Raw genomic sequence first — 26,058 nt, 5'->3', positions numbered from 1 at the left:
CCCTCGAACCCCTTCGCCACTCGACCGCGGCGCGCGAGGTCGGCGGAGCGCCGGGCCTCAGCGCCCGCGGATCAGGAGCTCGCCGATCTGCACGGCGTTGAGCGCCGCGCCCTTGCCGAGCTGGTCGCCCACCACCCAGAGCGCAAGGCCGCGGCCGCCCGGCACCGAGACGTCCTCGCGCACGCGGCCGACGAAGACGTCGTCCTGCTCGCTGGTCTCGAGCGGTGTCGGGTAGACCTCGGAGGCGGGGTCGTCGGTGACGCGCAGGCCCGGCGCGGCGTGCAGCGCCGCGAGCGCGGCCGCACGCGTCGCCGGCTTCGCGAGCTCGAGATTCAAGGACACCGCGTGGGAGCGGAACACCGGTACGCGGACGCAGGTGGCGGTCGCGCGCAGCGCCGGGTGGTGGAGGATCTTGCGGCCCTCCCACACGAACTTCATCTCCTCCTTCGTGTAGAAGTTGTCCTGCACGGCGTCGATCCGGGGGATCACGTTGAAGGCGATCTGCTTCGGCTGGTGCTTCACCTCGAGCGGGCGCCCCGCGGCCCAGTCGTGCACCTGCCGGTCGAGCTCCGCCATCGCCTGCGCGCCCGCCCCGCTGATCGCCTGATAGCTCGACATGACCGCGCGTTCGATGCCGAAGGCGCGATGCAGCGGCGCCAGCGCCATCAGCGCGACGATGGTCGTGCAGTTCGGGTTGGCCACGATCCCGGCGTGCCGGAAGGCGTCGTCCGGGTTGACCTCGGGGATCACGAGCGGGATGTCGTCGACGTACCGGAACGCGCTCGAGTTGTCGATCACGACCGCGCCCGCGTCGACCGCCGCCTGGGCGAAGGCCTTGCTCTGGCTCGCCCCCGCGCTGAAGAACGCGTGCTCGACGCCCTGGAAGGCTTGCGGCGTGAGCTCCTGGACGGGGATCTCCTCGCCGCGGAAGCGCAGCGTGCGCCCGACGCTGCGCTTGCTGGCGAGGAGCGTCAGCTTCGCGATCGGGTACGCGCGCAGCTCGAGCAGGCGCAGGAACTCCGCGCCGACGGCGCCCGTGGCGCCGGCGATCGCGACGTGCAGGAGCTGGGACATGGTTCCTCTCCGGTTGGAGACGGCTGCGCAAGATAGGGAAGGCGCTCGGCAATCGCGAGTCGGGAGCGAGGCCGCGAGGAGGCCTGCGAGGCTCGCCGCCGTCGGCGCCACGAGGGCCGCGAAGGCCCTCGTCGCGATCCCCAGCGACCTACGAGCCCTCTTCTCGGAGCGCGAACCCGAGCAGCGCCTCGAGCGCCGCCAGCGCCGCGTCCGGATCATCGACCTTGATCGTGTGCATGCCGAGCGCGCGCGCGGGCTTCAGGTTGCGGCCGATGTCGTCGAGGAACACGGCCTCGCGTGCCGTCACGGCGAGCCGCGCGAGCGCCCGCTCGTAGATGCGAGGATCGGGCTTGCGCAGCCCTTCGACCGCGGACTCGACGACGGCGTCGAAGTGGGTCGCGAGCCAGTCGCGCTCGCGGGTGCCGTCGCCCTGCCAGTTGTTGGTGAGTGCGCCGGTGCGCAGGCCGCGGCTCCGGATCGCGCGCACGGCGGCGAGCATGCGCGGGCGGGGCTGCGCGGCGAGCGCGATGCGCTCCATCATCGTGCGGGCCGACAGGGGATGGCCCGCCCCCGCGCACTCGGCGTCGAAGGCGGGGTAGAAGGCCTCGAGGTCGAGCTCGCCCCGCTCGAGCCGCGACCAGGCCCCGCCGGGCCCCGCCGCCACCACCAGCCGGTTCACGCTGCCCGGCGCGATTCCGAGCTCGCGCTCGTAGGCGGCGATCGCGTGGAGCGGCGAGCCCATCACGACCCCGCCGAGGTCGAAGATCACGGCGCGCAGGGGCGGCACGGGCCCGCAGGGTAGGGCAGACGGTGCGGAGCGCCCGCTGCTCAGTCGTCGCGCAGATCGATCACGGCGCCGTTCGCGAGCTCGCGCTCGCGCAGCGCCCAGAGCTCGCGCGCGACGGCGAGCGGGTCGCGGAGCTGGCCTTCCCGGTGCAGCGCGCGGAAGCGCCCGACCTGCGGGAAGTCGCGCGCGGCCGTCGCGCGGATCTCGGCCTGCATCGGCGTCTCGACGACGCCCGGCGCCACGCACAGGATCCGGCAGCGATTGCCGCGCCGCGCCTGTTCGGCGCCGGCGGTGCGTACCCAGTGGTCGGTGGCCGCCTTGCCCGCGCAGTAGCCGGACCAGCCCTCGTAGGGGCTGCGCGCGGCGCCCGAGCCGATGCAGAGCATCCAGCCGCGGGCACGGCTCGCGGCGAGCGCGCGCAGGAAGGCGTCGCCGAGGATCTGGGGCGCCGCGGAGTTGAGGAGCACGTTCATGCGATACGGCCCGGCCGCCGCCTCGCCCGCGAAGGCGATCGGCGTCAGCGTCCCCGCCGCCTGGACCAGGACCGCGAGCTCCCCCCCGAAGCGCCCGAGCTCGCGCGCGAAACAGGCCGCCGCGTGATCCCAGCCGCTCGCGGTCGCGAGGTCCACGGCGACGTGCTCGGCGGGCACCGCCCCGGCGGGCCCCGCGCGCCGGCTCAGGTTCAGGACCCGCGCAGCGGGCCAGGGCAGCGTCTCGATCAACGCCCGGCCGATCCCGCTCGAGCCGCCCGTCACGAAGACCAGCGGCGCCGTCACCGGCTCGCGCCCTCCGGGTTCACGCGGGCTCGTAGCCGAGGTTCGGCGCGAGCCAGCGCTCGACCTCGGCGACCGTCATCCCCTTGCGCGCCGCGTAGTCCTCGACCTGGTCGCGCCCGATCCGGCCGACCGTGAAGTAGTGCGCGTCGGGGTGCGCGAAGTAGAGGCCCGAGACGCTCGCGCCCGGCAGCATGGCGCCGGTCTCGGAGAGCGTGATGCCGAGCGCCGGCGCGTCGAGCAGCTCGAAGAGGCGGAACTTCTCGGTGTGGTCCGGGCACGCGGGGTAGCCCATGGCAGGGCGGATCCCCCGGTAGCGCTCGGCGATCAGGTCCGTGAGCGGCAGGGCCTCGTCGCGGCCGTAGCCCCACTCGCGGCGCGCCCGCGCGTGCAGCCACTCGGCGAAGGACTCGGCGAGGCGGTCGGCCAGCGCCTTCACCAGGATCGCCTGGTAGTCGTCGTGCTCGCGCTCGAAGCGCTGCGCCAGCTCGTCGGCGCCGATCCCGGCCGTCACCGCGAAGGCGCCCACGCAGTCGACGACGCCGCTCTCGACAGGCGCCACGAAGTCGGCGAGCGAGAGCAGGGGCTTCGTGTCGGAGCCCGCGGGCTGGCGCTGCTGGCGGAGCATCGGGAAGCGCGCCCGCTCGTGGCGGCGGGAGGCATCGGTCCAGAGCACCACGTCCTCCCCGTCGCGGTTCGCCGGCCAGAACCCGAAGACGCCGCGGGCCGTCAGGAGCTTCTCCGCGACGATCCGGTCGAGCAGCGCGCGCCCGTTCGCGAAGAGCTCGCGGGCCGCGGGTCCCTTCTCGGGGTGATCGAGGATCTGCGGGTACTTGCCGGGCAGCTCCCAGGCGTGGAAGAAGAAGGTCCAGTCGATCCAGCTCGCGATCTCGCGCAGGTCCGGGTCGCCGACGAGGCGCGTCCCGAAGCGCTCGGGGAGCGCGACCTGCTCGGGCCCGAAGGCGAGCGCCGCTCCGCGCCGGCGCGCCTCCGCCCAGGGGACGAGCGGACGCGCCGCGCCGGCGCCGTGCACCCGGCGCAGCCGCTCCTGCTCGCTGCGCGTCTGCGCCAGGAAGGCGTCCCGGCCCTGCGGGTCGAGCAGGCTCGCCACCACCCCGACCGCCCGCGAGGCGTCGAGCACGTGGACCGTCGGGCCCGAGTAGGCCGGCGCGATCTTGACCGCGGTGTGCTGCTTGCTCGTGGTGGCGCCCCCGATCAGGAGCGGCAGCGCGAGCCCGCGCCGGTCCATCTCCTGGCCGACCCGCACCATCTCGTCGAGTGACGGCGTGATCAGGCCGGAGAGCCCGATCGCGTCGGCGCCTTCGGCGGCGGCGGCGTCGAGGATCCGGTCGGCCGGCACCATCACCCCGAGATCCACGATCTCGTAGCCGTTGCAGCCGAGCACGACGCCGACGATGTTCTTGCCGATGTCGTGGACGTCGCCCTTCACGGTCGCCATCACGATCTTCCCGGCCGAGCGCAGCTCCGTCTGCTCCGCCTCCATGAACGGCGTGAGATAGGCGACCGCGCGCTTCATGGCGCGCGCGCTCTTCACGACCTGGGGCAGGAACATCTTGCCCGCACCGAAGAGGTCGCCCACCACGCCCATGCCGTCCATCAGCGGGCCTTCGATCACGTGCAGCGGGCGACCGAGCTTCTGGCGTGCCTCCTCGGCGTCCGCCTCGATCCAGTCGGTCACGCCGTGCACGAGCGCGTGGACGAGGCGCTCTTCCACGGGCCGCTCGCGCCAGGACAGGTCCAGCTCCCGCTGCTTGCCCTTGCCCTTCACGCGCGCGGCGAGCTCGACGAGCCGCTCGGTGGCGTCGGGGCGGCGGTCGAAGAGGACGTCCTCGACGTGCTCGAGCAGCTCCTTCGGGATGTCCTCGTAGACCACGAGCTGGCCCGCGTTGACGATCCCCATGTCCATGCCGGCGCGGATCGCGTGGAAGAGGAAGGCCGAGTGCATGGCCTCGCGAACCACGTCGTTGCCGCGGAACGAGAACGAGAGGTTCGAGACGCCACCGGAGACGAGGGCCCCCGGGCAGGTCGCCCGGATCCGGCGGGTCGCCTCGAGGAAGGCGAGCGCGTACTGGTTGTGCTCCTCGATCCCGGTCGCCACCGCGAAGATGTTCGGGTCGAAGAGGATGTCGGTGGGCTCGAAGCCGGCCTGCTCGGTGAGCAGGCGATAGGCGCGCTGGCAGATCGCCACCTTGCGCTCGGCGGTGTCGGCCTGGCCCTGCTCGTCGAAAGCCATCACCACGGCGGCGGCACCGTAGCTGCGCACGAGGGCCGCCTTGGCCAGGAAGTCGGCTTCGCCTTCCTTCAGGCTGATCGAGTTCACGATCGACTTGCCCTGCAGGCACTGGAGGCCGGCCTCGATCACCGACCACTTCGAGCTGTCGACCATGACCGGGATGCGCGCCGCTTCGGGCTCGCTGGCGAGGAGCTTCAGGAAGGTCTCCATCGCCTGCTCGGAGTCGAGCATGGCCTCGTCCATGTTCACGTCGAGGACGTTGGCGCCGCCGCGCACCTGGTCGAGCGCGACCGCCAGGGCCGCCTGGTGGTCACCGGCCCGCACGAGCTTCGCGAACTGCTTGGAGCCGGTGACGTTGGTGCGCTCGCCGACCATCACGAAGTTGGAGTCCGGGCGGACCACCATCGGCTCGAGCCCGCTCCAGCGCGGGAGCCGCTCGATCACGGGGATCGCGCGCGGCGGCACGTCGCGCAGCGCCGCGCCGATCGCCGCGATGTGCTCGGGGGTGGTGCCGCAGCAGCCGCCGGCCAGGTTCAGCCAGCCCTCGCGGCCGAACCCGGCGAGCAGGGCGGCCATGTGCTCGGGGGTCTCGTCGTAGCCCCCGAAGGCATTCGGCAGGCCCGCGTTCGGGTAGCAGCTCGTGAAGGTGCCGGCGACTCGCGACAGCTCCTCCATGTAGGGCCGCATGTCCTCGGCGCCGAGGGCACAGTTGATGCCGACGCTGAGCGGGCGGGCGTGGGCCACCGAGATCCAGAAGGCCTCGACGGTCTGCCCGGAGAGCGTGCGCCCGCTCTTGTCGGTGATCGTCACCGAGAGCAGGACCGGGAGCCGCGCGCCCTTCTCGGTGAACACGCGCTCGATCGCGAACAGCGCGGCCTTGGCGTTCAGCGTGTCGAAGATCGTCTCGACCAGCAGGGCGTGGACGCCGCCGTCGACGAGGCCGCGCACCTGCTCGGCGTAGGCGTCGCGGGCCTCCGCGAAGGTGAGCGCGCGGAACGCGGGGTCGTTCACGTCGGGCGAGAGCGAGAGCGTCTTGTTGAGCGGGCCGATCGCGCCGAGCACGAAGCGCGGCCGCTCGGGCGTGCGCGCGCCGAAGGCGTCGGCGGCCTCGCGGGCGAGGCGCGCGGCGGCGACGTTCAGCTCGTAGCAGACCGGCTCGAGCCCGTAGTCGGCCTGCGAGATGCGGGTGGCGTTGAAGGTGTTGGTCTCGATGCAGTCGCTGCCGGCCGCGAGGTAGGCCTCGTGGATCCCGCGGATCACCTCGGGCCGGGTCAGGGTCAGCAGGTCGTTGTTGCCCTGGAGGTCGCGGGGATGGTGGCGGAAGCGCTCGCCCCGGAAGTCGGCCTCGCTGAGCCCGTGGCGCTGCACCATCGTCCCCATGGCGCCGTCGAGGAGCAGGATCCGTTCGCGGAGGAGGGCGTCGAGGGAGATGTGGCTCATGGTCGATCAATATATCCGAATGAAGCGATGAATAAAGCCATGACGTTTGGCCCCGTGGGGATCACCAGACCGACCACTGTCCCGTGTGTCGTACCCACAGGGCCAGAGTGAAGTTCGTGACCCCGTGCGCGACGACGCACGAGAGCAGGTCCTTCCGCCAGACCCAGAGCCCCGCCATCAGGAGCCCGTAGGCCGTCGCCGCAGGCCATTCGGCGGGAGCATGACCGCTCGCGAAGGCGAGCGACGAGAGCACGAGGGCGGGGACCGTCCACCCCCCGGGCTCGACGTCGCCGGGACCGTGCTCGTGGAGGGCATCGCCCAGGGGCTCCTTCGCACCTGCGCGCCGCAGCCGGTCCCAGGTGACGGCGAGGCGCAGGAGCAGGCCGCGGAAGAGCATCTCCTCGAAGACCGCGACGACCGTCGTCGAGGCGAGCACCCGCATCCAGAAGGCCGCCGGCGACCAGGGCTCGCCGCCCGGCTCGTAGAAGGGCGCCTTGATCACGAGCCAGAGCGCCGTCCCGGCGACGCCCGCGGCGAGACCGGCTGCGACCGACCCCGCCGGCGAGCGGGGCCCCCGCAGCGGCACGTACCAGCGCCAGGCCCTGGCGATCCCGGCGGCGCTGGCGCCGATCGCGAGCGCGTAGGCCCAGGGCCTGGGCAGCAGCGTCTCGGGCAGCATGAGCGCGAGCACGTAGGCGAAATAGGGGAGCACGTAGGTGAACAGGAGCGAGTAGCTGCTGGGCTTCCGGGCGCTGCGCATGGCCCGGATGGTACGCGAGCGCCTCAGGCTCGCTGCGGCGCGCTCCGATAGGCCCGGCGTGGAGATCCCTCGCCCCGGCCCGATCCACTCGCTGCTCGTCGACGATCACGCGCTCGAGCAGCTCGACGTCTTCGTCGTCGCGCTCGGCGAGCGCATCGACGGCATCCAGGAGGCGGAGTCCGAGGGCCAGCTCGAGGAGGCGGCCAAGCGCGCGGCGGAGCTCGCGATCGAGGCGCAGGCGCTGGGCCTGCCGCCGCTCGCCGAGGCCGCCGAGCGCGTCGTCGCGAGCTGCCGCCTGGGCGCGGCCGGCGCCGCGCACGCGCAGATCGTCGAGCTGACCGAGGTCGTGACCCGCGTGCGCCTCGGTCACCGCGGGAGCGTCTTCTGAGGGGGGGGAACGCCGCCCGCCAGCAGGCGGGCCGCCCACGCGCGCGCGTCCGGCCCCGCCCGGCGCACCTGTCCCGGGCGCAGGCCGCGCGGGTCGAGGAGCTGCGCGTACAGGCCCCCGGCCGGTCCGGGGGCCAGCACGAGCGCGTCGCACGCGAGCGCCGAGGGCTCGAAGCCGAACGCGAGCAGCCGGGAGAGCAGGCCCGCCAGCGCCGCCCCTTCGGAGGGCGCCCCCGCGAAGGGCCGGGCCCCGCTCACCCGCTCGGCCACGAGGAAACACGCCCCCCCTCGACACAAGAGTGCGACAGGTGGGGGCGCAGCAGCACGCTGGGCGAGCACGAGCGCCGCGGCCCACACGCGCTCGGGCTCCGCGGGCGCGCCGAGCGCGGTGATCCACAGCCCGGTCGCCGCGCCAGGGGTGTCGAGGGCGGCCAGCGCCGCGGGGAGCGGCCCCTCGCGCCGCGCCCAGCCCCGGAAGCCGGGGCTCGCGACCGGCGCGAAGCGCCGGCTCGCCCGGGTCCCCGTCCGCAGCAGGTGCGCGAAGTCGCGGGCCGCGAGCCGCGCGTGGGCGGCCGCGACCGCGCGCCACCACGCGCGCGCGTGGCCGCCGGCATAGCCGCGCAGGAGCCGCATGCGGTCGCTCGCGCTCGCGCCGGCCAGGTGTCGATCGAGCCGCGCGAGCGCGAGCGCGCGGCGTGCGGGGGCCACCCGGCGCCCCACGCGGACCCGCTCGAAGTCGATGACGAGGACGCGCGGCTCCGGTCCCTCGCGCCAGAGGAAGTTGTTCGGCGCGAGGTCGTCCTGGTCGATCCCGGCGTCGTGGAGCACGCGGATCGCGGCCCCGAGCGCTCCCGCCACCGCCCGCCGCAGCCTGCGAGGCGCGCGTCCCCCCTCCCAGGCCCGCGCGAGATCCACGGCGTCCGCTACGAGCGGAACGAGCAGGAAGGTGGCCTCGAGCCGCCCGCCGCGTCGCACCGCGCCCGCCGCCAGGGGCAGCGGCGTCGGCACGCCGCGCGCCGCGCTCGCCGCCGCGCGCGCCAGCTCCTGCGCCGCGCCGCCGCGCCCGAGGCGTCGCGGAAGGGACGCCCCCGCGTAGCGCTCGACCTTCAGGAGGTGATCGGGCACAGGGCCGTCGAGGGCGAGCGCGAAGAGCGCCTTGCGCCGGCCCGCCTTGCGCGCGAGGGGAGCCGCCGCGAGCGCCGTGCGCAGCGCGGCCACCCGCTCGCGCAGGCGCGCCCGGGAGACCCCCGGCCCCGGGCGCCAGCGCGCGTCCTCGAGCCAGCGGGTGAGGTCGCCGGAGGTCAACGCTGCTCGAACTGCACCAGGGGCAGCTCGACGCGCGTGCCGCCGGGCGCCTCGAGCACGAGCCACAGGCGCCGGCGCGGGCCGAAGTCGACCAGCATGCGGGCCATGTCGGAGCCCTTCGGGATCTCGCCCGCCTCGGCATGGCCGCCCGCGAAGTCGATCTCGGGCAGCGAGGCGGGGTCGGCGGAGGCAGCGCCCAGGCGCAGCCGCCCGGAGACCACGTCGAGCCGGACGGCGCCGTCCCTCAGCTGCTGCTCGAACTCGCGCTGCGGCGTGTCGGAATGGGGACGCTTCGGCGTGTAGCCGACCAGCAGGCTGCCGACCAGGTTCGGCGCGTCGCCGCCGAGCGGGTTGCGGCAGCGTTCGGCGTCGCGCGCTTCGAGCGAGGAGAAGGTGATCCGGTCCACGCGCCGCTCCGACTGCGGCGGCCCGGGCGCGATCACGACCCTGCGCACACCGCGCCGCGGCTCGCCCGCGAAGGTGCAGACGAGCGGTGAGCGCCAGCCGCCGCGCAGCCAGTGCAGCACGAGGTCGGTCTCGTCGGGACCAGCCAGCGCCGGGGCGGCGGACCCGGCGAGGGCGAGCGCGAGGAGCGGCGCGAGGAGCCGGGAGGACAGGGGGCGGCCAGGGCAGGGCGACATCGGCTCGGCAGCCTATCACCGCCGGCGCCGGGCCGCGCGCTGGCTTCGCCCGGCTTCGCTTGACAGCGCGGGCGCCACTGGCGCAGGGTGCGGGCACGATGGAGTGCTTCGCGTGCGGTGCCGCGATCGGACTCGCGAGCGGGGAGCGGGTCGGCTTCCGCGACGCTTGCCCGCGCTGCGGCGCCGACCTCCACGCCTGCCGCAACTGCGCCCACCACGACGCGGGCGCCTACAACGAGTGCCGCGAGCCGCAGGCGGAGCGGGTCGCCGACCGCCAGCGGGCCAACCGCTGCGACTGGTTCGTGCCGGCCGCCGGTGGTGGCGCCGCCCGCGAGGCGGACCCCCGCGCGGGCGCGCAGGCGGCGCTCGACGCGCTGTTCCGCAAGCGCTGAGCCGCGGGCCACCCCCGCGCCCCACGCTCGCTCCGGCCCGGGACGCGGCCAGGTCGCGCCCGGCCGGGGGCGTCCGGACCCGCGGGCTCAAGCGCCTCCGCGCCGCGCCGATCCGGACTCCGTGCACGATCCGCGCGCCAAGGACACCTGGACGGTCTTCAAGATCATGGGCGAGTTCGTGGAGGGCTTCGAATCCCTCCGGCCGGTCTGGCCCGCGGTGAGCGTCTTCGGCGGCGCGCGCGTGCCCCCGGAGCACCCCTACTCGATCGAGGCCGAGCGGGTGGCCTCCGCGCTCGCCAAGGCCGGCTTCTCGGTCATCACCGGCGGCGGGCCGGGGATCATGGAGGCCGCCAACCGGGGAGCGCGCGAGGCCGGCGGCCAGTCGATCGGGCTCAACATCAAGCTGCCCTGGGAGCAGCGCGCGAACGACCACGTCGGGACCAGCCTGCTCTTCGACTACTTCTTCGTGCGCAAGGTGATGTTCGTGAAGTACTCGTGCGGCTTCGTCGGGCTGCCCGGCGGCTTCGGCACCCTCGACGAGATCTTCGAGGCCATCACGCTCAAGCAGACCGGCAAGATGCCGCCGTTCCCGGTGGTGCTCTTCGGCCGCTCGTTCTGGGCGGGGCTGCTCGAGTGGCTGAGCGAGGAGCCCGTGCGGCTCGGTGCGATCGCCGCGAGCGATCTCGCCCTCTTCCACGTCACCGACTCACCGCAGGAGGTGGCCGACCTCGTCGCGGAGCACTTCCGCAGCCAGCCGCCTGCGGTCCCGGGCGGGGCTACTCGCTGACGAACTCGAAGCGGGTGTGGCCGATCTGGATCTCGTCACCGGGGGCGAGCGGGTGGCTGCGCACGCGCTTGCCGTTGACCTTGGTCCCGTTGGTGGACTGGAGGTCCTCGATCGACCAGCGCTCCTGTTCCTCGTCGTAGAGGACGATCGCGTGCTCGCGGCTCGCGCCCTCGTCGAGCAGCGTGATGTCGGTGGTGGGATTGCGGCCGATCAGCGTCTCGCCGAAGCCGAGCTCGTAGCGCGTGCCCTCGAAGTCGCCGGTGCGGATCAGCAGCGCGGCCCGGCGGCCGGTCGCGGCTGTCGCTGCGGGTTGCGGCGGGACCATGGGGGCGGCGCTCCTCCGAGGCCTCACGATCCAGGGGGCGGGACGCTTCGCGCCATGCTGGATCGGCCGGGGGCGCGGAGGGCTTGAGCCGCGAGGCGCGCCTGCTACAGGCGGCGGTGGCGCAGGGCGGGCAGGGCGGTGCGGATGCGGTCCTGCTCCTCGAGGCGGCACTCGGCGACGATCGGGCCCGGCACGTCGGGCGCACGCGCCAGCACGAGGCCCCAGGGGTCCACGATCATCGAGCGGCCGTAGCTGGCGCGCCCGCCGCCGTGCTCCCCGACCTGCGCGGCGGCGATCACGAAGGCCTGGTTCTCGATCGCGCGGGCACGGAGCAGGACCTCCCAGTGGTCGCGTCCGGTCTCCCGCGCGAACGCGGCGGGCACGGCGAGGAAGCGAACGCCGCGTGCCGCGAGCGCGCGATACAGCTCCGGGAAGCGCAGGTCGTAGCAGACCGACAGGCCGATCCCGCCGAAGGGCGTCTCGACGTGCGCGATCCCGGCACCCGGCGCGACGCGATCGGACTCGCGGTAGACGAGGCCGCCCTGGGCGGAGAGGTCGACGTCGAAGAGGTGGATCTTGCGATACACCGCCGCGACCCGGCCCTCGGGATCGATCGCGAGGGCCGTGTTGTGGACACGCCCCTCCGCGCCGGCCGCCTCCGGGAAGGTGCCGCCGAGCAGCCAGATCCGGTGCTCGCGCGCGAGCTCGCGCAGGGTGCCCGCGATCTCGCCGTCGAGCCCCTGCGCGCACGGGATCGGCTCCCCTTCACGGCGCAGGAACGCGAAGTTCTCGGGCAGCGCCACGAGACCCGCGCCGAGCGCCGCTGCGTCGGCGACGTGCTTGCGCGCAGCGGCGAGGTTCGCCGCGACGTCGTCGGTCGAGGTCATCTGCACGGCGGCGACGCGCACGGGCGGAGCATACCGCGCCCCTCCGAGCGCGGGCGCGGACGGCGCTCGCTAGCGGCGGAACTGCGCCGGGTCGATCCCGGTCCGGCGGATCACGTCGTAGAAGTCCTTGCGGTCCTTGCGCGCGAGGCGCGCGGCCTGGCTGATGTTGCCGTCGCACAGGCGCAGCACGGTCTCCACGTAGCGGGCCTCGAAGGCGCGCTTCGCCTCGCGGAAGGAGGGGACGTGTTCGCTCGGCGCCGCCAGCATCAGGGCCTCGGCCGGGATCGCGCCGCCACCCGTCAGGCGCACGGCCTGGCGCACCCGCTCGCGCAGCTCCGCGACGTTGCCCGGCCATGCCTCCGCGAGCAGCGCCGTGCGCGCCTCCGCCGTGAAGCCGACCGCGGGGACTCCCGCCTCGGCGGAGGCCTGCGCCAGGAAGTGGGCGGCGAGCGGCAGCACGTCCTCGCGGCGCTCGGCGAGCGGCGGCAGGTCCACGGCCTGGTGCGGCGTGCCGAGCGGCAGCTCGCCGAGGTCGCGGTCGGTGGTGGCGATGACGCGCGTGCGCAGCGCCAGCTCCTCGCTCGCGCCTTCGGGGCGGAACGACCCCTGCGCGAGCGCGCGCCCGAGCGCGGTGCGGACTCCGGCCGCGAGCGCGTCGAGGCCTTCCAGCAGCAGGGTGCCGGCGGCGGCGCGCTCGAGGGCGCCCAGGTGCGCGCCCGGCAACGCCGGGTAGGTGCCCGCCGTGCAGCCGAAGAGCTCGCGCGCCTGCAGCGGCTCCGGCACCGCGGCGCAGGCGAGGGTCTCGAGCGGCGCGGCGGCGTCCGCGCTCCAGGCATGGATCGCGCGCGCCAGCATCGACTTGCCAGTGCCCGGTGCGCCCGTCACCAGCACGGGCTGCGTGCTGCGGGCGGCGAGGATCGCGCGGTCGATCGAGCGCTGCGCGGCACCGCTCGCGACCACGATGCGGTCCTCGCGACGGCGTCCCGAGCGCCGCAGGACCGGCGTCTCGGCGCTCGCTCCCGAACCCCGATCCACGGTTCCGATCGCTTCGATCGCTTCGATCGCTCCGAACGCCGCGGCGTTCTGCGAGGTTGCTCCCTCGGACATCGGTTGGTCCCTCCCACACCCCAGGCGGACGTGCCCGGAGGGAGGCTATGGAGAAACACAGGCGTTTGTCAATCAATTTGAGGGCTTGAGCACTGATTTTGCGAGGCCGGGGTTGACCGGGCCCGCGCCGCCGGCCCATGATGCGCCCGTTGCCGAGGGGGAGATCGCCACGGACCCGCGCGATCCGGCGCGAAGGGAGGCCGCGCAGAGGGAGGCCGCTCGGGGTGGGGCCGGGAGCCATCGCTTGCCGGGAACCCCGCAGGAGCAGCCCGGGGAGGCGCCGGCCGGGGCAGGGCAGGGGGGCCGGGTCCATCGGCTGCCCGACGCCCTGGTGGACCAGATCGCGGCCGGGGAGGTGGTCGAGCGGCCCGCTTCGGTCGTGAAGGAGCTCGTCGAGAACGCCCTCGACGCCGGGGCGACCCGGCTCCGGATCGACGTCCGGGAGGGGGGCGCCGCGCTGGTGGCGGTGAGCGACGACGGGGCCGGGATGACGCCCGAGGACGCCCGGCTCGCGCTCGAGCGCCACGCCACGAGCAAGATCGGCTCCGCGGAGGATCTCGCCCGCATCGCGACCTTCGGGTTCCGGGGCGAGGCGCTGCCCGCGATCGCCTCGGTCTCGCGGCTGCGGCTGCGCACGCGGGCGCGCGGCGCACCGGCCGGGTTCGAGATCGAGATCGAGGGTGGCAAGCGCACGGGCGAGCGGGCGGCCGGCGTGCCCGAGGGCACGCGCGTCGAGGTCGCCGACCTCTTCTACAACGTGCCCGCCCGGCGCAAGTTCCTGAAGACGGCGGCCACCGAGTGGAGCCACGTCGCCGACTGGCTCGCGCGCGCGGCGCTCGCCCTCCCGGCCGTCCACTTCGACCTGCGCCGCGACGAGCGCCCGGCCCTGAGCTGGCCCGCCGTGGCGGAGCCTCTCGACCGCATCGCCGCGGTGCTCTCGGAGCGCGAGGCCGAGGGCCTGGTCGCGCTCTCGGCGCAAGACGGCGCGCTGCGTCTGACGGGCTTCGCGTCGCGGCCGGACGCACATCGCCCGACCGCGGCAGGCCTGTACCTCTTCGTGCAGCGCCGGCCGGTGCGGGACCGGCTGCTGCGCCACGCCCTGCTCGACGCCTATCGCGACGTCCTGCCGCGCGGCCGCTTCCCCTCCGCCGTGCTCTTCCTCGACCTGCCGCCCCAGGCCGTCGACGTGAACGTGCACCCGGCCAAGTGGGAGGTGCGCTTCGCGGAGCCGAACGCGGTCCACCGGCTGGTGTCGCGCGCGGTGCGCGAGGCGCTCGGCGGGCGGCGCTGGATCGCGGTGGCGCAGGGCGCCGAGGCGCCGGCCGCCGGCCCCGTCGCGGCTCCGGCGGCGACGCCCGCTCCGCCGCTCGTTCGGGAGGGCGCCTCCGACTGGATCTTCGCCGGCCGTCCGCCCGCAGCCGTGGGGCTGCCGGCGGCTGCGGATCCTGTCGGGACGCCCCGGCTCCGCTTCACCGACCTCCCGCTCCTGGGACAGCTCCTCGCGACCTACCTGCTGCTCGAGGCGCCCGACGGGCTCGTGCTGGTCGACCAGCACGCCGCCCACGAACGGGTGCTCTTCGAACGGCTGCGCGCGGGCTTCCGCGAGCGGGCCGTGCCGCGCCAGGCGCTGCTCCTGCCCGTCACGGTCGAGCTCCCGCCGGGCCGGGCGGCCCGCGTCAGCGAGGCCGGGCTCGAGCGGATCGGCTTCGACGTCGAGCCCTTCGGCGAGGGCGTGCTCGCGGTGCGGGCGATCCCCGCCGAGCTCAGCGGGCACGATCCCGCCTCCCTCCTGCGCGAGGTCGCCGACCAGCTCGGGGCCGGTGCGGGCGACCTGCGCGCGCCCGAGGCCGTGGACCGCCTCTTCGCCTCGCTCGCCTGCCACGCTGCCCGCCGCGCGGGCGACCGCCTCGACCCGCGCGAGCAGCGCGCCCTGCTCGCGGCGCTCGACGCGATCCCTTGGGCGCCGACCTGCCCCCACGGCCGCCCCGTCGCGGTCCCCCTCTCGCGCGCCGAGCTCGAGCGCCGCTTCGCGCGCTCCTAGCGGCCGACCCCTACCCTTGGCGCCGATGTCGCCCCCGCCCCCGCCCGCGCCGCTGCCGCCCGTCGTGGTCGTGACCGGCCCGACGGCGGCCGGCAAGACCGCCGTCGCGATCGAGCTCGCCCTGCGCTTCGGCGGCGAGATCGTGAACGCCGACTCGGTGCAGGTCTACCGCTTCCTCGACATCGGCACCGCCAAGCCGAGCCTCGCCGAGCGCGCGCGGGTGCCCCATCACCTGCTCGACGTGGTGCGGCCCGACGAGCCCTACGACGCCGGCCGCTACGCGAGCGACGCCCGGGCCGCGGCGGCCGCGATCCACGGCCGCGGAGCGGCGGTGTTCCTGGTGGGCGGCACCGGCCTCTACATCCGCGCCTTCCTGGAAGGCCTGCTGCGCGACGCGCCGGCGGATCCCGGGCTGCGCGCCGAGCTCGAGGTCGAGGCCGCCCGCGCCGCGGCACAGGGCGATCCGCACCGCCTGCACCGCCGGCTCGCCGCCCTCGATCCCGAGGCGGGCCGCGCGATCCATCCCCACGACCTGCGGCGGGTGGTGCGCGGCCTCGAGCTCCTCGAGCGGACCGGACGGCCGCCTTCGGCGCTGCGCGCCGCGCACCGCTTCGCGGACCGCCCGTTCCGCGTGCTCCACCTGGTCCTCGACCCCGGCGTGGCGGCGCTCGACGCGCGCATCGACGCGCGCGCCGAGGCGATGATCGAGGCCGGGCTCCTGCGCGAGTGCCGCTGGCTGCGCGCGCAGGGCTACGGGCCCGAGCTGCGGCCGTTGCAGGCGATCGGCTATCGCCACCTGATGCCGGTCGTGGACGGCCTCGAGACGCTCGCGGGGGCGCTCGTCGAGATGCGGCGCGACACGCGGCGCTTCGCGCGCCGCCAGCGCACGTGGCTCCGCGCCGTCCCCGGCGCCGAGTGGGTGCACCCGGACGAGCAGGCCGCGATCGAGAAGCGGGTGGAGGAGTTCCTGGCAGCCGGGCCCGGCGCCTGAGCCGCGCGGCGCGGCTCAGAACTCGCTCGGTGCGATGTAGTCGAGACCGACGCGGGCGCGCGCGAAGCCCTCCTCGCCCGAGTCCCAGAGCGCGTTGTTCTTCTCGGCGAGGTCGAAGAGCGGCTCGAGATCGGCGTCGAAGGGGATCAGCGCGAGGCCGGGCAGGAACTCGATCGCGCCCGCCACCCCGCGCAGGACCGAGGCGCCCATGTTCACGCTCACCGCCCAGGCGACGCCGGGGAGGGGGTAGGCGATCTTCACGGCGTCGGTGTCGTCGCTCGAGCGCCACTGGTTGTAGACGGTGCGGGTCCCGACGTAGGGCGAGAGCGCCAGGTCGAACGGGAAGAGGAACAGGTTCTGGAGCGAGCGCTTGATCGTCGCGGTCGTCGCGTGCGCGGTGTCCGGCGCTCCCGCGACGAGCGGCAGGGCCAGGGCGGATGCGAGGACGGCGAGGCGGATGCAGCGCGCGGCGACGGGCACGGCGGTCTCCTTCTTGGTCGGAGTGGCCCGAGCGGGCCCGATCGGCTCCGATCGCAGGCGATCGGAGGGCGATCCGGCTCCCAGGGGCTGGCGCCCATGGGTCTTGCCCGCCCCCCCGGCAGGCCCGCCCCATCGGCCACCCGCGCGCGAGCCTACTTGCGCGCGCGCGCGATTGTCAAGAAACTCCGCCCCCTTCCGGAAATTCCCGCCATGCCTTCCGCGCTGCTGCCGATCGTCGCCATCGTGGGCCGCCCCAACGTGGGCAAGTCGACGCTCTTCAACCGGCTGGCCGGCCGCCGCCGCGCGCTCGTAGACGACCACCCCGGCCTCACCCGCGATCGCATCGTCGAGGAGGTGGAGGCAGGGGATCGCCGCGTGCTGCTGGTGGACACGGCCGGCCTCGAGCCGCTCACCGACCGGGACGGGGAGGGCGAGGACCTCCACGCCGCCGTCCAGGCCCAGGCACGCGCGGCGGTCGCCGAGGCCGACGCCGTCCTCTTCGTGGTGGACGGGCAGGCGGGGCTCCTGCCCGGGGACGAGGCGATCGCGCGCGAGCTGCGGCGCACGAGCCGCCCGCTCGTGCTGGTCGTGAACAAGCTCGACGCCCCCCGCCACGATGCCGCGCTCGGCGAGTTCCACCGGCTCGGCTTCGCGAGCGTGCGAGCGGTGTCGGCGGAGCACGGGAGAGGGGCCTGGGACGCCTTCGAGGATCTGGTGGGCGCCCTCCCGGTGTCGCCCGGCGAGGGCAAGGAGGAGGCGAGCGGAGCCCTGGGCGACGCCGAGCCCGTGCGCATCGCGCTCGTCGGCCGCCCGAACGTCGGCAAGAGCTCGCTCGCCAACCGGCTCCTCGGCAGGGAGCGGATGGTGGTCTCGAACGTGGCGGGCACCACGCGCGACGCGATCGACCTCGAGATCGAGCGCGCCGACGGCCGCTACGTGCTCGTGGACACCGCGGGCCTGCGCCGGCCGGGCCGGCGCGACCGGGTCGGCGAGAAGCCGAGCGCGCTGATGGCGCTGCGCGCGATCGAACGCGCCGAGGTGGCGCTCGTCGTGACGGACGCGAGCCAGGGCTTCACGGAGGGCGACGTCCAGCTCGCCGGCCTCGTGCGCCAGCGCGGCTGCGCGGCCGCGATCCTGGTCAACAAGTGGGACCTGGCCGGCGACGACGCCGAGGCCACGCGCCGCGCCCGCGAGGCGATCCGCGAGCGGCTGCGCTTCGCCCCCGACGTCCCCGTGCTGACCGTCTCGGCGCGCACGGGCCTGCGCCTGCCGCGGATCTTCCCGCTCGCCCGCCGCCTCGCGCGCGCCACGCGGCTGCGGATCCCGACCCCGGAGCTGAACCGCTGGCTCCAGGACGCGGTGGCGGCGCACGAGCCCGCGATGGCCCAGCGCGGCCCCCGCAAGCGGCCGCTCAGGTTCTTCTACGCGACCCAGGTGGCGCAGCGCCCGCCGACCTTCGTCCTCTTCTGCACCGAGCCGGCGGCGGTGAAGGAGTCCTACCGGCGCTTCCTCGAGAACCGGCTGCGCGAGCGCTTCGATCTCGAGGGCGCGCCGGTGCGCCTCCAGCTCCGCGCACGGCGCAGCAAGGAGGGCTAGGGGGGGCTAGACTGCGCCGCTCCTCGGGCGGCAGGACGGCCTGCTCCCAGATCCCAGGAGCCCTCGGAGACCCCTTGGCGCAGCACCACAAGGACGCCCATCCCGACACGCTCGCCCAGCTCGAGTCGCTGGGGGACCGCCTCGCGCACTGGGTCTCGGCGAACCCCCTGATCGTGCTCGGCACGGCCGGCGCCATCCTGCTGATCGCAGCCGGGCTCGGCGGGGCGCGCGCCTGGCGGGCGTCGTCGGCGAACGAGGCTTCGGCGGCGCTCGCGACGATCCAGCGCGAGTACGTCACGGCGATGGGCGGCGAGAGCCTGGGCGCCGAGGTGCCGGAGCCTGCGAATCCCGAGACCGCGCGCCAGGTTCGCACCGACTTCGTGGAGCGCTTCGCGCGCTTCGCGCGCGAGCACGAGGGAACGCCCGCGCAGGCGCTCGCGGCGCTCGAGGCGAGCCGGATCTACGAGGCGCTCGGCGCGCCCGAGCCCGCGCGTGCGATCGTGCAGTCCGCCGCCGACGCGCTCCCGGAGGACTCGCCCATGCGGGGCGTCGTCCTGCAGCGGGTGGCCGCGCTCGCCGAGGCGGCCGGCGACTACGAGGCCGCGGCGCGCGCCCACCTCGCCGCCGCGGACACCCCTGGCTATCCGCTTCGCAGCGAGGCGCTGGCCGACGCCGCCCGCACGTGGGCCGACGCCGGCAGGCCCGACGAGGCGCTCGCGCTCTACGCGCGCCTGCAGGTCGAGGCCCCCGACTACCGGATGCCGCCGTACATCCAGGCGCGGCTCGCGGAGCTCCACGCGGGCACGCAGCCAGCGGAAGGCGGAGCCGCGGCTCCGTAGCGCGGCCGGAGGCAGGAGGCGCGCGATGCGAGCTGCGCACTCGGAGCACGGGCGCAGCGAGCGGGTTGCGGCGTGCCGGCTTCGCTCGCGCGCCGTCGCGAGCGCCGCCTCGCTGCTCCTCCTCGCCTCGGGTGCCCTTGCTCCCGCGGCGGGCGCGGAGCCGGTGCTCCTCGACGTCGTGACGTCGAGCGGGGACGGTGCGCAGCGGGTCGAGGCCTCGCAGCGGCCGGTGGAGCCCGTGGCGCCGGGCGGTGCCGCGGTGGCCATCGCGCTCGATCGGCCGCGCCAGCGCCTCCGCGGGGTCGGTGCGGCCCTGACGGAGTCGTCGGCGTGGCTGATCGCCGGGCTCCCGGCGGCCGAGCGGCACGCGCTGCTCGCGTCGCTCTTCGATCCCGCGCAGGCGGGCGTCTCGGTGGTGCGGCTCGCGATCGGCGCGTCCGACTTCTCGCTCGAGCACCGGAGCCTCGCCGAGTCGCCGGTCCCCGATCCCGAGCTCACGACCTTCTCGATCGAGCGCGACCGCCAGTGGGTGATCCCCGTGCTGCAGGAGATCCTGGCGATCCGGCCCGACGTCGAGATCATGGGCAGCCCGTGGAGCGCGCCGGGCTGGATGAAGGAGGGGGGCTTTTTCCTCCTCGGCAGCTCGCTCGTGCCGGCGTTCGAGGACGCCTTCGCACGCTACCTGGTCCGCTTCGTCGAGGCGTACGGCGACGAGGGGATCCCGGTCGGGTGGCTCACGGTGCAGAACGAGCCGGCGGCGTTCCAGTCCACCTACCCCTCGATGGTGATGTTTCCCGACCAGCAGGCCCGGCTGCTGCGCGAGCACCTGGGCCCGGCCCTCGCCGAGGCCGGGCTCGCAACCCGCGTCCTGATCTGGGACCACAACTGGTGCGACGCGCGCTTCCCGGGCACCTGCGCGGGGCCGGCCCCACCCTCGTTCCCCTTCGAGGTGATGGCCGAGACGGGCCGCATCTTCCCGATCGCCGGCACCGCGCTCCACTGCTACGGCGGCGACCAGATCGTCGCGAACGAGGCGATCCACGACGCCTGGCCCGACCTCGAGATCTGGCAGACCGAGTGCTCCGCCGGCGAGTGGCTCGGCACGCGCGCGCAGGCCTTCCAGGCGACCGCGCATCGGATCCTGAACGACTGGAACCACTGGGCCAACGCCTCGCTGCTCTGGAACTTCGCGCTGGATCCCGACAACGGCCCGCATCTCGGCGGCTGCGAGACCTGCTGGGGCGTCGTGACGATCGACCCGGGCGACGGCTCGTGGGTGCGCGAGCTCGAGTGGGACGTGCTGGCGATCGTGTCGCGCTTCGGGCCCCCGGGCTCCGCGGTGCTCGAGACCTCGGTCACCCCGGAAACGGGGGCGATCGCGACCGGCGTCTGCAGCCCGGAGGGGCGCCCGGCGGCGATCGTGCTCAACCCGGGGCCGGCCGCGACGCTCACGATCGCGTTCGGGGACCTCCACGTGCCGGTCGCGGTCGGCGCCGCCTCGCTCAGCGCGGTGCGCGCGCCCGCGGGCGTCGCCTGCACGCCCGTGCCCGAGCCGGGCGGGGGCCTGCTCGCCGCCGCGGCGGTGGGCGCGCTCCTCGGCCTGGCTCGCCTGCGCAGGCTCTCGCATCGGCTATCCCCCGAGCAGGCCGATGGAACGAGACGGACCCCCGCGATCCGATCCCCTCGAGGCGGCGCTCGCGCCCGCTGACGACCGGCTCCGGCTCGACCGCTGGATCCCGCCCCGGTCGGGCACGCTGCCCCACGTCCGGATCGGAGGCCGCTGGTTCGGTGTCTTCTGGCTGATCCCGCTCGGCGGCCTGGTCCTCCTCGTCGCGATCGCGGTCGGCCAGGAGCTCCGCGAGCTCGCGCCCGTGCAGGCGTTCCTCGCCCGCTATCCGGGCACCGTTCGCTCGGTGCGGGCCGACTCCGCGGGCTATCCCGCGTGGCTGCGCGCGCAGCACTTCCTGAACCTGCTCTTCCTGACGCTCATCGCCCGCGCCGGTCTCCAGATCCTGGCCGACCACCCGCGCCTGTACTGGAACCGCGATTGCACGCCCGGGAGCGAGTGGTTCCGCTTCCAGCACGAGGTGCCGAAGGATCGGCTCTGGACCGCCAAGGACGACTCCGTGACGCTCCCCGGCTGGCTGGGCATTCCCGGCATCCGCCACTCGATCGGGCTGGCGCGCTGGTGGCACTTCTCCTTCGACCTGCTGTGGATCGTGAACGGAGCGGTCTTCTACCTGCTCCTCTTCGCCACCCACCAGTGGCAGCGGCTCGTGCCGACCTCCTGGGAGATCTTCCCGAACGCGCTCTCGACGGCCCTCCAGTACCTGTCGCTCGAGCTGCCGCCCAACGACGGATGGGTCGCCTTCAACGCCCTCCAGAAGCTCGCCTACTTCGTGACGGTGTTCGTCGCCGCACCGCTGGCGATCGTGACCGGCCTCCTCCAGGCGCCGGCCATCGCGAACAAGCTCGGCCGCTCCGGGCGGGCCGCGAACCGCCAGGCCGCCCGCTCGCTCCACTTCCTGGTGCTGTGCTGGTTCGTGCTCTTCGTGTGCGTGCACGTCACGATGGTCTTCGTCACCGGGCTGCGACACAACCTGAACCACATGTTCGCAGGGCGGAACGACGCGAGCCCGGCCGGCCTCTTGCTCTTCGCGCTGGCCATGGGAGCCGTGCTGCTGGTCTGGCTGGCAGCATCCCCCTTGACCCTCCGCTACCCGAGGCGGGTCCAGCAGGGGGGGCAGCGGCTGGTCGGGTGGCTCGCGGCCCTCGGCGAGTGGTGGGACGTGACGACCCGCTACCGCGAGTCCGAGGTCTCGCCCCATCTCTGGGTGAACGGCACGCCCCCGAGCTCACCCGCCTACGACGCCCTCCTGCGCGATCGCTTCGCGAGCTACCGGCTGCGGGTGGACGGGCTCGTGGAGGCTCCCCGGGAGCTCTCGCTCGCCGAGCTCCGAGCGCTGCCGAAGCAGGAGCAGATCACCGCGCACTTCTGCATCCAGGGCTGGTCGGGCGTCGCCCGCTGGGGCGGCGTCCCGGTCCGGGAGGTCCTGCGCCTCGTGCGTCCCCTCCCCGGGGCCCGCTTCGCCGTCTTCTACTCCCTCGCCTTGGGCTCCGAGGGCGGCCGCTACTACGACGTCCACTCGCTCGCGAACATGGGCCACTTCCTGACCCTCCTCGCCTACGAGATGAACGGGCGGCCCCTCGGGGTCACCCACGGGGCGCCCCTCCGGCTGCGCTGCGAGAACGAGCTCGGCTTCAAGCAGGTGAAGTGGATCGAGGCGATCGAGCTGGTGGCGGACTTCCGGCACCTCGGGGCAGGGCAGGGCGGCTACAACGAGGACCACGAGTTCTACGGCTACCGGGCCCCGATCTGATCCACTCCCGGCCGACCGGTCGGGCGGCGGCCTTTTTCCTTGCTACATTCGGCCCACCGGCGGACCGATCGGTCCGTCGAGCGCCCAAGGAGCAAGGAGCGTCATGTCCGACTTCCTCTCGATGTATTCGGTCCAGCACTGGCTCGAATCCTGTCCCCAGGGCTACCTGACGAACACCGAGTTCGGGCACGAGCCGGGCCAGAAGGAGCCCGAGGTGATCCTCGACAACGAGGTGCTGCTCACCGAGACGATCCGCACCACGGTGCAGCTCGTCGCCGGCGAGCGCTGTGCGCTCGCGGCCTCCTCGGGCCTCATCAACGCCGCTCCCGACGAGGCGAGCAAGCGCTTCCTCGCAACCCAGACCCTCGACGAGGCCCGCCACGTCGAGATCTTCACGCAGCGCCTCTACGACCTCGGGGTCAAGAAGAACGACCTCGAGGACGTGATCAAGCAGTACGCCAACCCGAACCTCGTGAAGTTCGCCGAGGTCCTGCTCGAGAAGGTCGACAAGAAGGACTTCGTGGCCGGCGTGGTCGGCCAGAACATCGTGCTCGAAGGCATGGCCTTCAGCGTCTTCGAGATGATGCAGGCGCTCTCGAACGACATGAACCCGAAGTTCGCGCGCACCCTCGCCGGCACCATCGCCGACGAGCGCCGCCACGTGGGCTTCGGCGAGAACCGGATCGGGTCGCTGATCCGCGAGCAGCCCGAGAAGAAGGCCGAGATCGAGCGCATGCAGAAGGACATGTCCTACTACATGCTCGCCACCTTCGCGGACTCGTTCCGGAACAACCCGATGGCGGCCGAGATGGACCGCCTCGAGGCCGAGGCCGGCCTCCCGCGCGCCAAGGCGCAGTACCAGGGCGTCGACCTCGCGACGATGCAGCCCGAGGACATGGAGCGCGTGCTGGCCGACACGGTGCTGAAGGAGTTCAAGATCCGGCTCGGCCGGATCGGCATCGAGTACCAGACGCCGCGCCAGCCCTAGCGCGCGGCGCGCAGCGTCCTTCGCCATCGCGGGCGCGGGGGCCGGCATCGTCGCCGGTCCCCGTGCTTCCCGCGATCCCGGGGATTGCGGCTCCCCGAGGCCCCCACCACGGATCTCAGGCGGGCGACCCCGTTCCCTCGCAGTGTCGTTTGATGGCGGCGAGCGAGAGTCGCACCGTCGAGCGCGCGAGGGGCGCGCCGATCAGCGTCTCGAGCAACGGACCGGCGAGGGGCAGGGTGCTCGCGAGCGACAGGTCGGCGGTCAGGTGCGTCGTCGCGCCCTCGGCGCGGAGCGTGTAGGTCTCGTCGAAGGTGAAGGGGCCGAGGTCGATCGACGAGCGCAGGGTCGCGGCGGGGACGACCTCTGACGGGCGATCGTGCAGGACCAGCGGCAGCGGCCCGAGCCGATAGCGCCAGCGGACCTGCTGCCCCGGTCGGGGATAGTCGGGCGGCGCGTCGATCGGCGCGACGATCCCGGTGTCCCAGGCCACCACCTCGGCTGGATCGGTGAGCGCGCGCCACACCCGCTCGGGGGCGGCCGTGATTGCGATCGTCTCGGCGAAGCGCCGCATCGGTTCGGTTCCTTCTCGTCGGGACGTCGCGGTGGGTGCGCGGCTCGGGGGAGCAGGAACCGCAGCGTCGGGGGCACCGTCTCCTGCTGGCGCCTGCGGCCGATGATACCCGCATCGCTCGAGCAGGGATGGCGGCCGATCCGCGCGGGGGCATCGGACGCCCCCGCGAGCTATACCCGCGGGATTGCCGGCCGTTTCGGGGACGGCGCGGCCCCGCGAGAGGCGTGTTCGGCGATCCGCCGATCCGGGTGCAGCGCTGGCACGGGTGTAGCGGCGGAGGTGGGGGCATGGGGTCGGCGTGGGCACGGTGGATCCTGGTTCTGGCAGCCTGCGCTCCGGAAGGCGCCGCCCACGCGTCCGATCTCCTCGCGGACCTCGGGGCGCCCGTCTACCTGGAGGACTTCGCGGGTGAGAGCGCATTCCCGCTGACGCCGGAGGTGGACACGCCGGGCTTCGGGGGCATGGTCGTCCGCCGCGAGGGGGATCCGCTCCCGCTTGCGCCGACGGTGACGGGCGGCGAGATGCTGATCCGGCTCACGGAGCCGGAATCCTCGAGCGCGCTCGTGCAGTTCTCCGGCGGCGCAGTGCCGGTCTCCTTCGCCGAAGGGGTCCCGATCGGGGTGCGCGGCCGCTTCGACGGCTTCGAGGTGGTCGAGACCGGGCAGTTCCTGGCCACGGGCGTGACGCTCTTCGACACCGCCATCGCGAACGGCGCCGCGGGCTACCTGCTCGACTTCCAGGGCGGCCCGCTGCGGCTCGCGGTGAGCAACCTCTCCCCGATCGGGCTCGCCGGCTACGACGACGTGTTCCTCACCGAGAGCGCGGACGAGGCGATCCGCGCCGGCGACGCCTTCGAGATCGAGCTGCGCTTCGACCAGACCGCACGCACCGCACAGGCCGCGCTCACCGTCGGGAGCGAGGGGTTCGAGACCGAGGCGACGAGCAGCGCGAGCTTCGACGCGATGGAGCCCGACCAGGCGTTCGTCGTGAGCCACGCCACGAACAACGGCCCGCCGATCGCGGCGGTCGCGGCCGACGTGCAGGACTTCGCGATCTTCGTGCCGGAGCCGGGTGCCGGCGCCGCAGCCCCGGCCGCTGCCTTCGCGCTCGCGGCCGCCGCAGCGCGCCGCGCCCGTGCGCCGCGAGCCTCGCGGGCCCACCGGCGACCCGTGGCGGCCCACGAGGAGCGCGGTCGCACGTGAACGGTTCGGATCGCACGCGGTGCCAAGCCGCTCGGAGGAACCCGATCGATGTCGTCTCGCCGCCACCGCGCACTCTCGCTCGGGCTGCTCGCCGTACTCGTCGCGTCCACCGCGCAGGCCGCGGTCGAGGCCGGGCCGATCCGGAATCCGGCGACGGGCCACGACTACTACCTGCTCTCGCCGAACACCTGGGCCGCTGCCGAGGCCGAGGCCAACGCGCTCGGCGGCAACCTGGTCGCGATCCTCGACGCGGCCGAGAACACCTGGGTCTGGGAGACCTTCGCCCCGATCCACGGCGGGCCGCTCTGGATCGGGCTCAACGACGTCGAGGAAGAGGGCACCTTCGTCTGGACGAGCGGTCGCCCCACCGCCTACACGAGCTGGTGGGTCGCCGGCGGGCAGCCGAGCGGCGACGGCAACGCGGTCGAGCTGAACAACTACCTCTGGAACGACAACTCCGGGAGCACGGTGTTCCGCGCCGTCGCCGAGGTGGTCCCGCCCGGCCCGGTCACGGTGCAGGTAGACTGGAGCGCGGAGGTCGATGGTTCGGTCGGTCCCGGCGTGCTCTCGGGCACCTTCGGGACCTTCGAGGTCGCGAGCGAGGGGCTCGTCTTCCCGCTCCCTGCCGGCGCGACGCTCACCGCCAGCGCGACGGGCTTCAGCGGCGTGTTCTCGAACCAGGCCTACGTGCTCGACCTCGACGTCGGCGGCCTTGCGATCCGCTTCGACGGCCTCGACCCGATCACGACGACCCTGGTGAGCGCCGAGAGCGCCGAGAACGCGATCCGCTACGGCTACTCGGTGCCCTGCGGTGGGTACGGCTGTCGCGTGATCCTCGAGCGCTACGTCACGGCCGGCTTCGACCTCGTTCGCGCCGCGCGCTTCGACTACGCGACCCACTTCGAGAACTGGTCGAGTGGCACGCCCGCCTACCACTACACCGTCGTCCCCGAGCTCGGCGCGGAGGCCGGCTGGATCGCGCTCGCCGGGCTCGGTGCGCTGCGCGCAGCGAGGCGCCGGCGCTCCTGAGGCGGGGCTCGATCGGTATGCC

The 26,058-nt window shown here is 74.2% G+C and carries 24 protein-coding genes; 12 read left to right on the top strand and 12 right to left on the bottom strand.

Translation table 11 applies throughout. The features are described 5' to 3' along the window. Positions 1–57: 57 nt before the first annotated feature. The 5 genes from OZ948_00195 to OZ948_00175 form a co-directional block, all read right to left on the bottom strand. Positions 58–1,074, bottom strand: a complete 1,017-nt coding sequence (locus tag OZ948_00195) for an aspartate-semialdehyde dehydrogenase (GenBank protein MEB2343144.1) — start codon at positions 1,072–1,074, stop codon at positions 58–60. 148 nt (positions 1,075–1,222) lie between these two features. Further along, the gene (locus OZ948_00190; GenBank protein MEB2343143.1) at positions 1,223–1,861 is read right to left on the bottom strand and encodes an HAD family phosphatase; all 639 of its coding nucleotides are present in this window, start codon (positions 1,859–1,861) and stop codon (positions 1,223–1,225) included. A gap of 41 nt (positions 1,862–1,902) precedes the next feature. Beyond that, positions 1,903–2,637, bottom strand: a complete 735-nt coding sequence (locus OZ948_00185) for an SDR family NAD(P)-dependent oxidoreductase (GenBank protein ID MEB2343142.1) — start codon at positions 2,635–2,637, stop codon at positions 1,903–1,905. Positions 2,638–2,656: 19 nt separating this feature from the next. After that, on the bottom strand, positions 2,657–6,328 hold the full coding sequence (gene metH / locus OZ948_00180; protein MEB2343141.1) for a methionine synthase: 3,672 nt from the start codon (positions 6,326–6,328) through the stop codon (positions 2,657–2,659). A 61-nt stretch (positions 6,329–6,389) separates the two neighbouring features. Continuing rightward, on the bottom strand, positions 6,390–7,088 hold the full coding sequence (locus OZ948_00175) for a CPBP family glutamic-type intramembrane protease (GenBank protein ID MEB2343140.1): 699 nt from the start codon (positions 7,086–7,088) through the stop codon (positions 6,390–6,392). Between the two features lie 58 nt (positions 7,089–7,146). On the opposite strand from OZ948_00175, the gene OZ948_00170 reads away from it, so the two are divergent. After that, positions 7,147–7,476 (top strand): hypothetical protein, encoded by a 330-nt coding sequence (locus OZ948_00170; GenBank protein MEB2343139.1) that lies wholly within the window; start codon positions 7,147–7,149, stop codon positions 7,474–7,476. Here the strand turns inward: OZ948_00170 and OZ948_00165 are convergent. Then, the gene (locus OZ948_00165) at positions 7,455–8,780 is read right to left on the bottom strand and encodes a hypothetical protein (protein ID MEB2343138.1); all 1,326 of its coding nucleotides are present in this window, start codon (positions 8,778–8,780) and stop codon (positions 7,455–7,457) included. The genes OZ948_00170 and OZ948_00165 overlap by 22 nt on opposite strands. Beyond that, complete coding sequence (locus OZ948_00160) at positions 8,777–9,421, bottom strand: hypothetical protein (GenBank protein MEB2343137.1); 645 nt, start codon at positions 9,419–9,421, stop codon at positions 8,777–8,779. Before OZ948_00160 ends, OZ948_00165 begins: the two co-directional genes overlap by 4 nt. 98 nt (positions 9,422–9,519) lie before the next feature. Here OZ948_00160 and OZ948_00155 point away from each other — a divergent pair, with 98 nt between their 5' ends. Together OZ948_00155 and OZ948_00150 are read left to right on the top strand one after the other, a co-directional pair. After that, positions 9,520–9,813 (top strand): hypothetical protein, encoded by a 294-nt coding sequence (locus tag OZ948_00155; GenBank protein MEB2343136.1) that lies wholly within the window; start codon positions 9,520–9,522, stop codon positions 9,811–9,813. Positions 9,814–9,934: 121 nt separating this feature from the next. Then, complete coding sequence (locus OZ948_00150; GenBank protein ID MEB2343135.1) at positions 9,935–10,600, top strand: TIGR00730 family Rossman fold protein; 666 nt, start codon at positions 9,935–9,937, stop codon at positions 10,598–10,600. Here OZ948_00150 and OZ948_00145 read toward each other — a convergent pair. The 3 genes from OZ948_00145 to OZ948_00135 form a co-directional block, all read right to left on the bottom strand. Next, on the bottom strand, positions 10,590–10,925 hold the full coding sequence (locus tag OZ948_00145; GenBank protein MEB2343134.1) for an FHA domain-containing protein: 336 nt from the start codon (positions 10,923–10,925) through the stop codon (positions 10,590–10,592). The genes OZ948_00150 and OZ948_00145 overlap by 11 nt on opposite strands. 104 nt (positions 10,926–11,029) lie before the next feature. Continuing rightward, positions 11,030–11,833 carry a carbon-nitrogen hydrolase family protein gene (locus OZ948_00140; protein ID MEB2343133.1) on the bottom strand — a complete coding sequence of 268 codons (804 nt, stop codon included), beginning with the start codon at positions 11,831–11,833 and terminating at the stop codon, positions 11,030–11,032. A 48-nt stretch (positions 11,834–11,881) separates the two neighbouring features. Continuing rightward, positions 11,882–12,919: a sigma 54-interacting transcriptional regulator gene (locus tag OZ948_00135; GenBank protein ID MEB2343132.1), complete on the bottom strand. Its 1,038-nt coding sequence runs from the start codon at positions 12,917–12,919 to the stop codon at positions 11,882–11,884. Positions 12,920–13,163: 244 nt separating this feature from the next. Between OZ948_00135 and mutL the strand changes: the two genes are divergently transcribed. Both mutL and miaA read left to right on the top strand, forming a co-directional pair. Then, entirely contained in the window at positions 13,164–14,960 is a 1,797-nt protein-coding gene (mutL, locus tag OZ948_00130) for a DNA mismatch repair endonuclease MutL (protein ID MEB2343131.1), read from the top strand. 25 nt (positions 14,961–14,985) lie between these two features. Next, a complete protein-coding gene (gene miaA / locus OZ948_00125) occupies positions 14,986–15,951 on the top strand; it encodes a tRNA (adenosine(37)-N6)-dimethylallyltransferase MiaA (GenBank protein MEB2343130.1) in 966 nt (321 codons plus the stop codon). Between the two features lie 15 nt (positions 15,952–15,966). On the opposite strand, the gene OZ948_00120 is transcribed toward miaA, so the two are convergent. Beyond that, positions 15,967–16,431, bottom strand: a complete 465-nt coding sequence (locus tag OZ948_00120) for a hypothetical protein (protein ID MEB2343129.1) — start codon at positions 16,429–16,431, stop codon at positions 15,967–15,969. A 210-nt stretch (positions 16,432–16,641) separates the two neighbouring features. Here OZ948_00120 and der point away from each other — a divergent pair, with 210 nt between their 5' ends. From der to OZ948_00095, 5 genes are all read left to right on the top strand, one after another. Then, entirely contained in the window at positions 16,642–18,027 is a 1,386-nt protein-coding gene (gene der / locus OZ948_00115; GenBank protein ID MEB2343128.1) for a ribosome biogenesis GTPase Der, read from the top strand. 74 nt (positions 18,028–18,101) lie between these two features. Further along, entirely contained in the window at positions 18,102–18,866 is a 765-nt protein-coding gene (locus OZ948_00110; GenBank protein MEB2343127.1) for a tetratricopeptide repeat protein, read from the top strand. Between the two features lie 25 nt (positions 18,867–18,891). Continuing rightward, positions 18,892–20,574: a glycosyl hydrolase gene (locus OZ948_00105; protein MEB2343126.1), complete on the top strand. Its 1,683-nt coding sequence runs from the start codon at positions 18,892–18,894 to the stop codon at positions 20,572–20,574. Beyond that, on the top strand, positions 20,516–22,246 hold the full coding sequence (locus tag OZ948_00100) for a molybdopterin-dependent oxidoreductase (protein ID MEB2343125.1): 1,731 nt from the start codon (positions 20,516–20,518) through the stop codon (positions 22,244–22,246). The genes OZ948_00105 and OZ948_00100 overlap by 59 nt, the downstream gene beginning before the upstream one ends. A gap of 103 nt (positions 22,247–22,349) precedes the next feature. Continuing rightward, positions 22,350–23,234, top strand: a complete 885-nt coding sequence (locus OZ948_00095) for a ferritin-like domain-containing protein (GenBank protein ID MEB2343124.1) — start codon at positions 22,350–22,352, stop codon at positions 23,232–23,234. Positions 23,235–23,349: 115 nt separating this feature from the next. Here the strand turns inward: OZ948_00095 and OZ948_00090 are convergent, their stop codons facing one another. Then, on the bottom strand, positions 23,350–23,805 hold the full coding sequence (locus OZ948_00090; GenBank protein MEB2343123.1) for an SRPBCC family protein: 456 nt from the start codon (positions 23,803–23,805) through the stop codon (positions 23,350–23,352). A 287-nt stretch (positions 23,806–24,092) separates the two neighbouring features. Here OZ948_00090 and OZ948_00085 point away from each other — a divergent pair, with 287 nt between their 5' ends. After that, positions 24,093–25,007 (top strand): hypothetical protein, encoded by a 915-nt coding sequence (locus OZ948_00085; protein ID MEB2343122.1) that lies wholly within the window; start codon positions 24,093–24,095, stop codon positions 25,005–25,007. A gap of 48 nt (positions 25,008–25,055) precedes the next feature. Continuing rightward, complete coding sequence (locus tag OZ948_00080) at positions 25,056–26,036, top strand: lectin-like protein (GenBank protein MEB2343121.1); 981 nt, start codon at positions 25,056–25,058, stop codon at positions 26,034–26,036. Positions 26,037–26,058: the final 22 nt, after the last annotated feature.

The sequence above is a fragment of the Deltaproteobacteria bacterium genome, from assembly GCA_035063765.1.
Taxonomy (GTDB): Bacteria; Myxococcota_A; UBA9160; order UBA9160; family PR03; genus CAADGG01.
The sequence above is the reverse complement of the archived record's forward strand: the minus strand, read 5'-3'. Positions and strand labels throughout refer to the sequence as shown.

Bases quoted from the DNA above. Each gene is read 5' to 3' on its own strand.
- OZ948_00195 (MEB2343144.1), bottom strand. From the start codon at position 1,074: ATGTCCCAGCTCCTGCACGTCGCGATCGCCGGCGCCACGGGCGCCGTC.
- OZ948_00090 (MEB2343123.1), bottom strand. From the start codon at position 23,805: ATGCGGCGCTTCGCCGAGACGATCGCAATCACGGCCGCCCCCGAGCGG.
- OZ948_00105 (MEB2343126.1), top strand. From the start codon at position 18,892: ATGCGAGCTGCGCACTCGGAGCACGGGCGCAGCGAGCGGGTTGCGGCG.
- miaA (MEB2343130.1), top strand. From the start codon at position 14,986: ATGTCGCCCCCGCCCCCGCCCGCGCCGCTGCCGCCCGTCGTGGTCGTG.
- metH (MEB2343141.1), bottom strand. From the start codon at position 6,328: ATGAGCCACATCTCCCTCGACGCCCTCCTCCGCGAACGGATCCTGCTC.
- OZ948_00160 (MEB2343137.1), bottom strand. From the start codon at position 9,421: ATGTCGCCCTGCCCTGGCCGCCCCCTGTCCTCCCGGCTCCTCGCGCCG.
- OZ948_00145 (MEB2343134.1), bottom strand. From the start codon at position 10,925: ATGGTCCCGCCGCAACCCGCAGCGACAGCCGCGACCGGCCGCCGGGCC.
- der (MEB2343128.1), top strand. From the start codon at position 16,642: ATGCCTTCCGCGCTGCTGCCGATCGTCGCCATCGTGGGCCGCCCCAAC.
- OZ948_00095 (MEB2343124.1), top strand. From the start codon at position 22,350: ATGTCCGACTTCCTCTCGATGTATTCGGTCCAGCACTGGCTCGAATCC.
- OZ948_00135 (MEB2343132.1), bottom strand. From the start codon at position 12,919: ATGTCCGAGGGAGCAACCTCGCAGAACGCCGCGGCGTTCGGAGCGATC.
- OZ948_00100 (MEB2343125.1), top strand. From the start codon at position 20,516: ATGGAACGAGACGGACCCCCGCGATCCGATCCCCTCGAGGCGGCGCTC.
- OZ948_00155 (MEB2343136.1), top strand. From the start codon at position 9,520: ATGGAGTGCTTCGCGTGCGGTGCCGCGATCGGACTCGCGAGCGGGGAG.
- OZ948_00175 (MEB2343140.1), bottom strand. From the start codon at position 7,088: ATGCGCAGCGCCCGGAAGCCCAGCAGCTACTCGCTCCTGTTCACCTAC.
- OZ948_00085 (MEB2343122.1), top strand. From the start codon at position 24,093: ATGGGGTCGGCGTGGGCACGGTGGATCCTGGTTCTGGCAGCCTGCGCT.
- OZ948_00080 (MEB2343121.1), top strand. From the start codon at position 25,056: ATGTCGTCTCGCCGCCACCGCGCACTCTCGCTCGGGCTGCTCGCCGTA.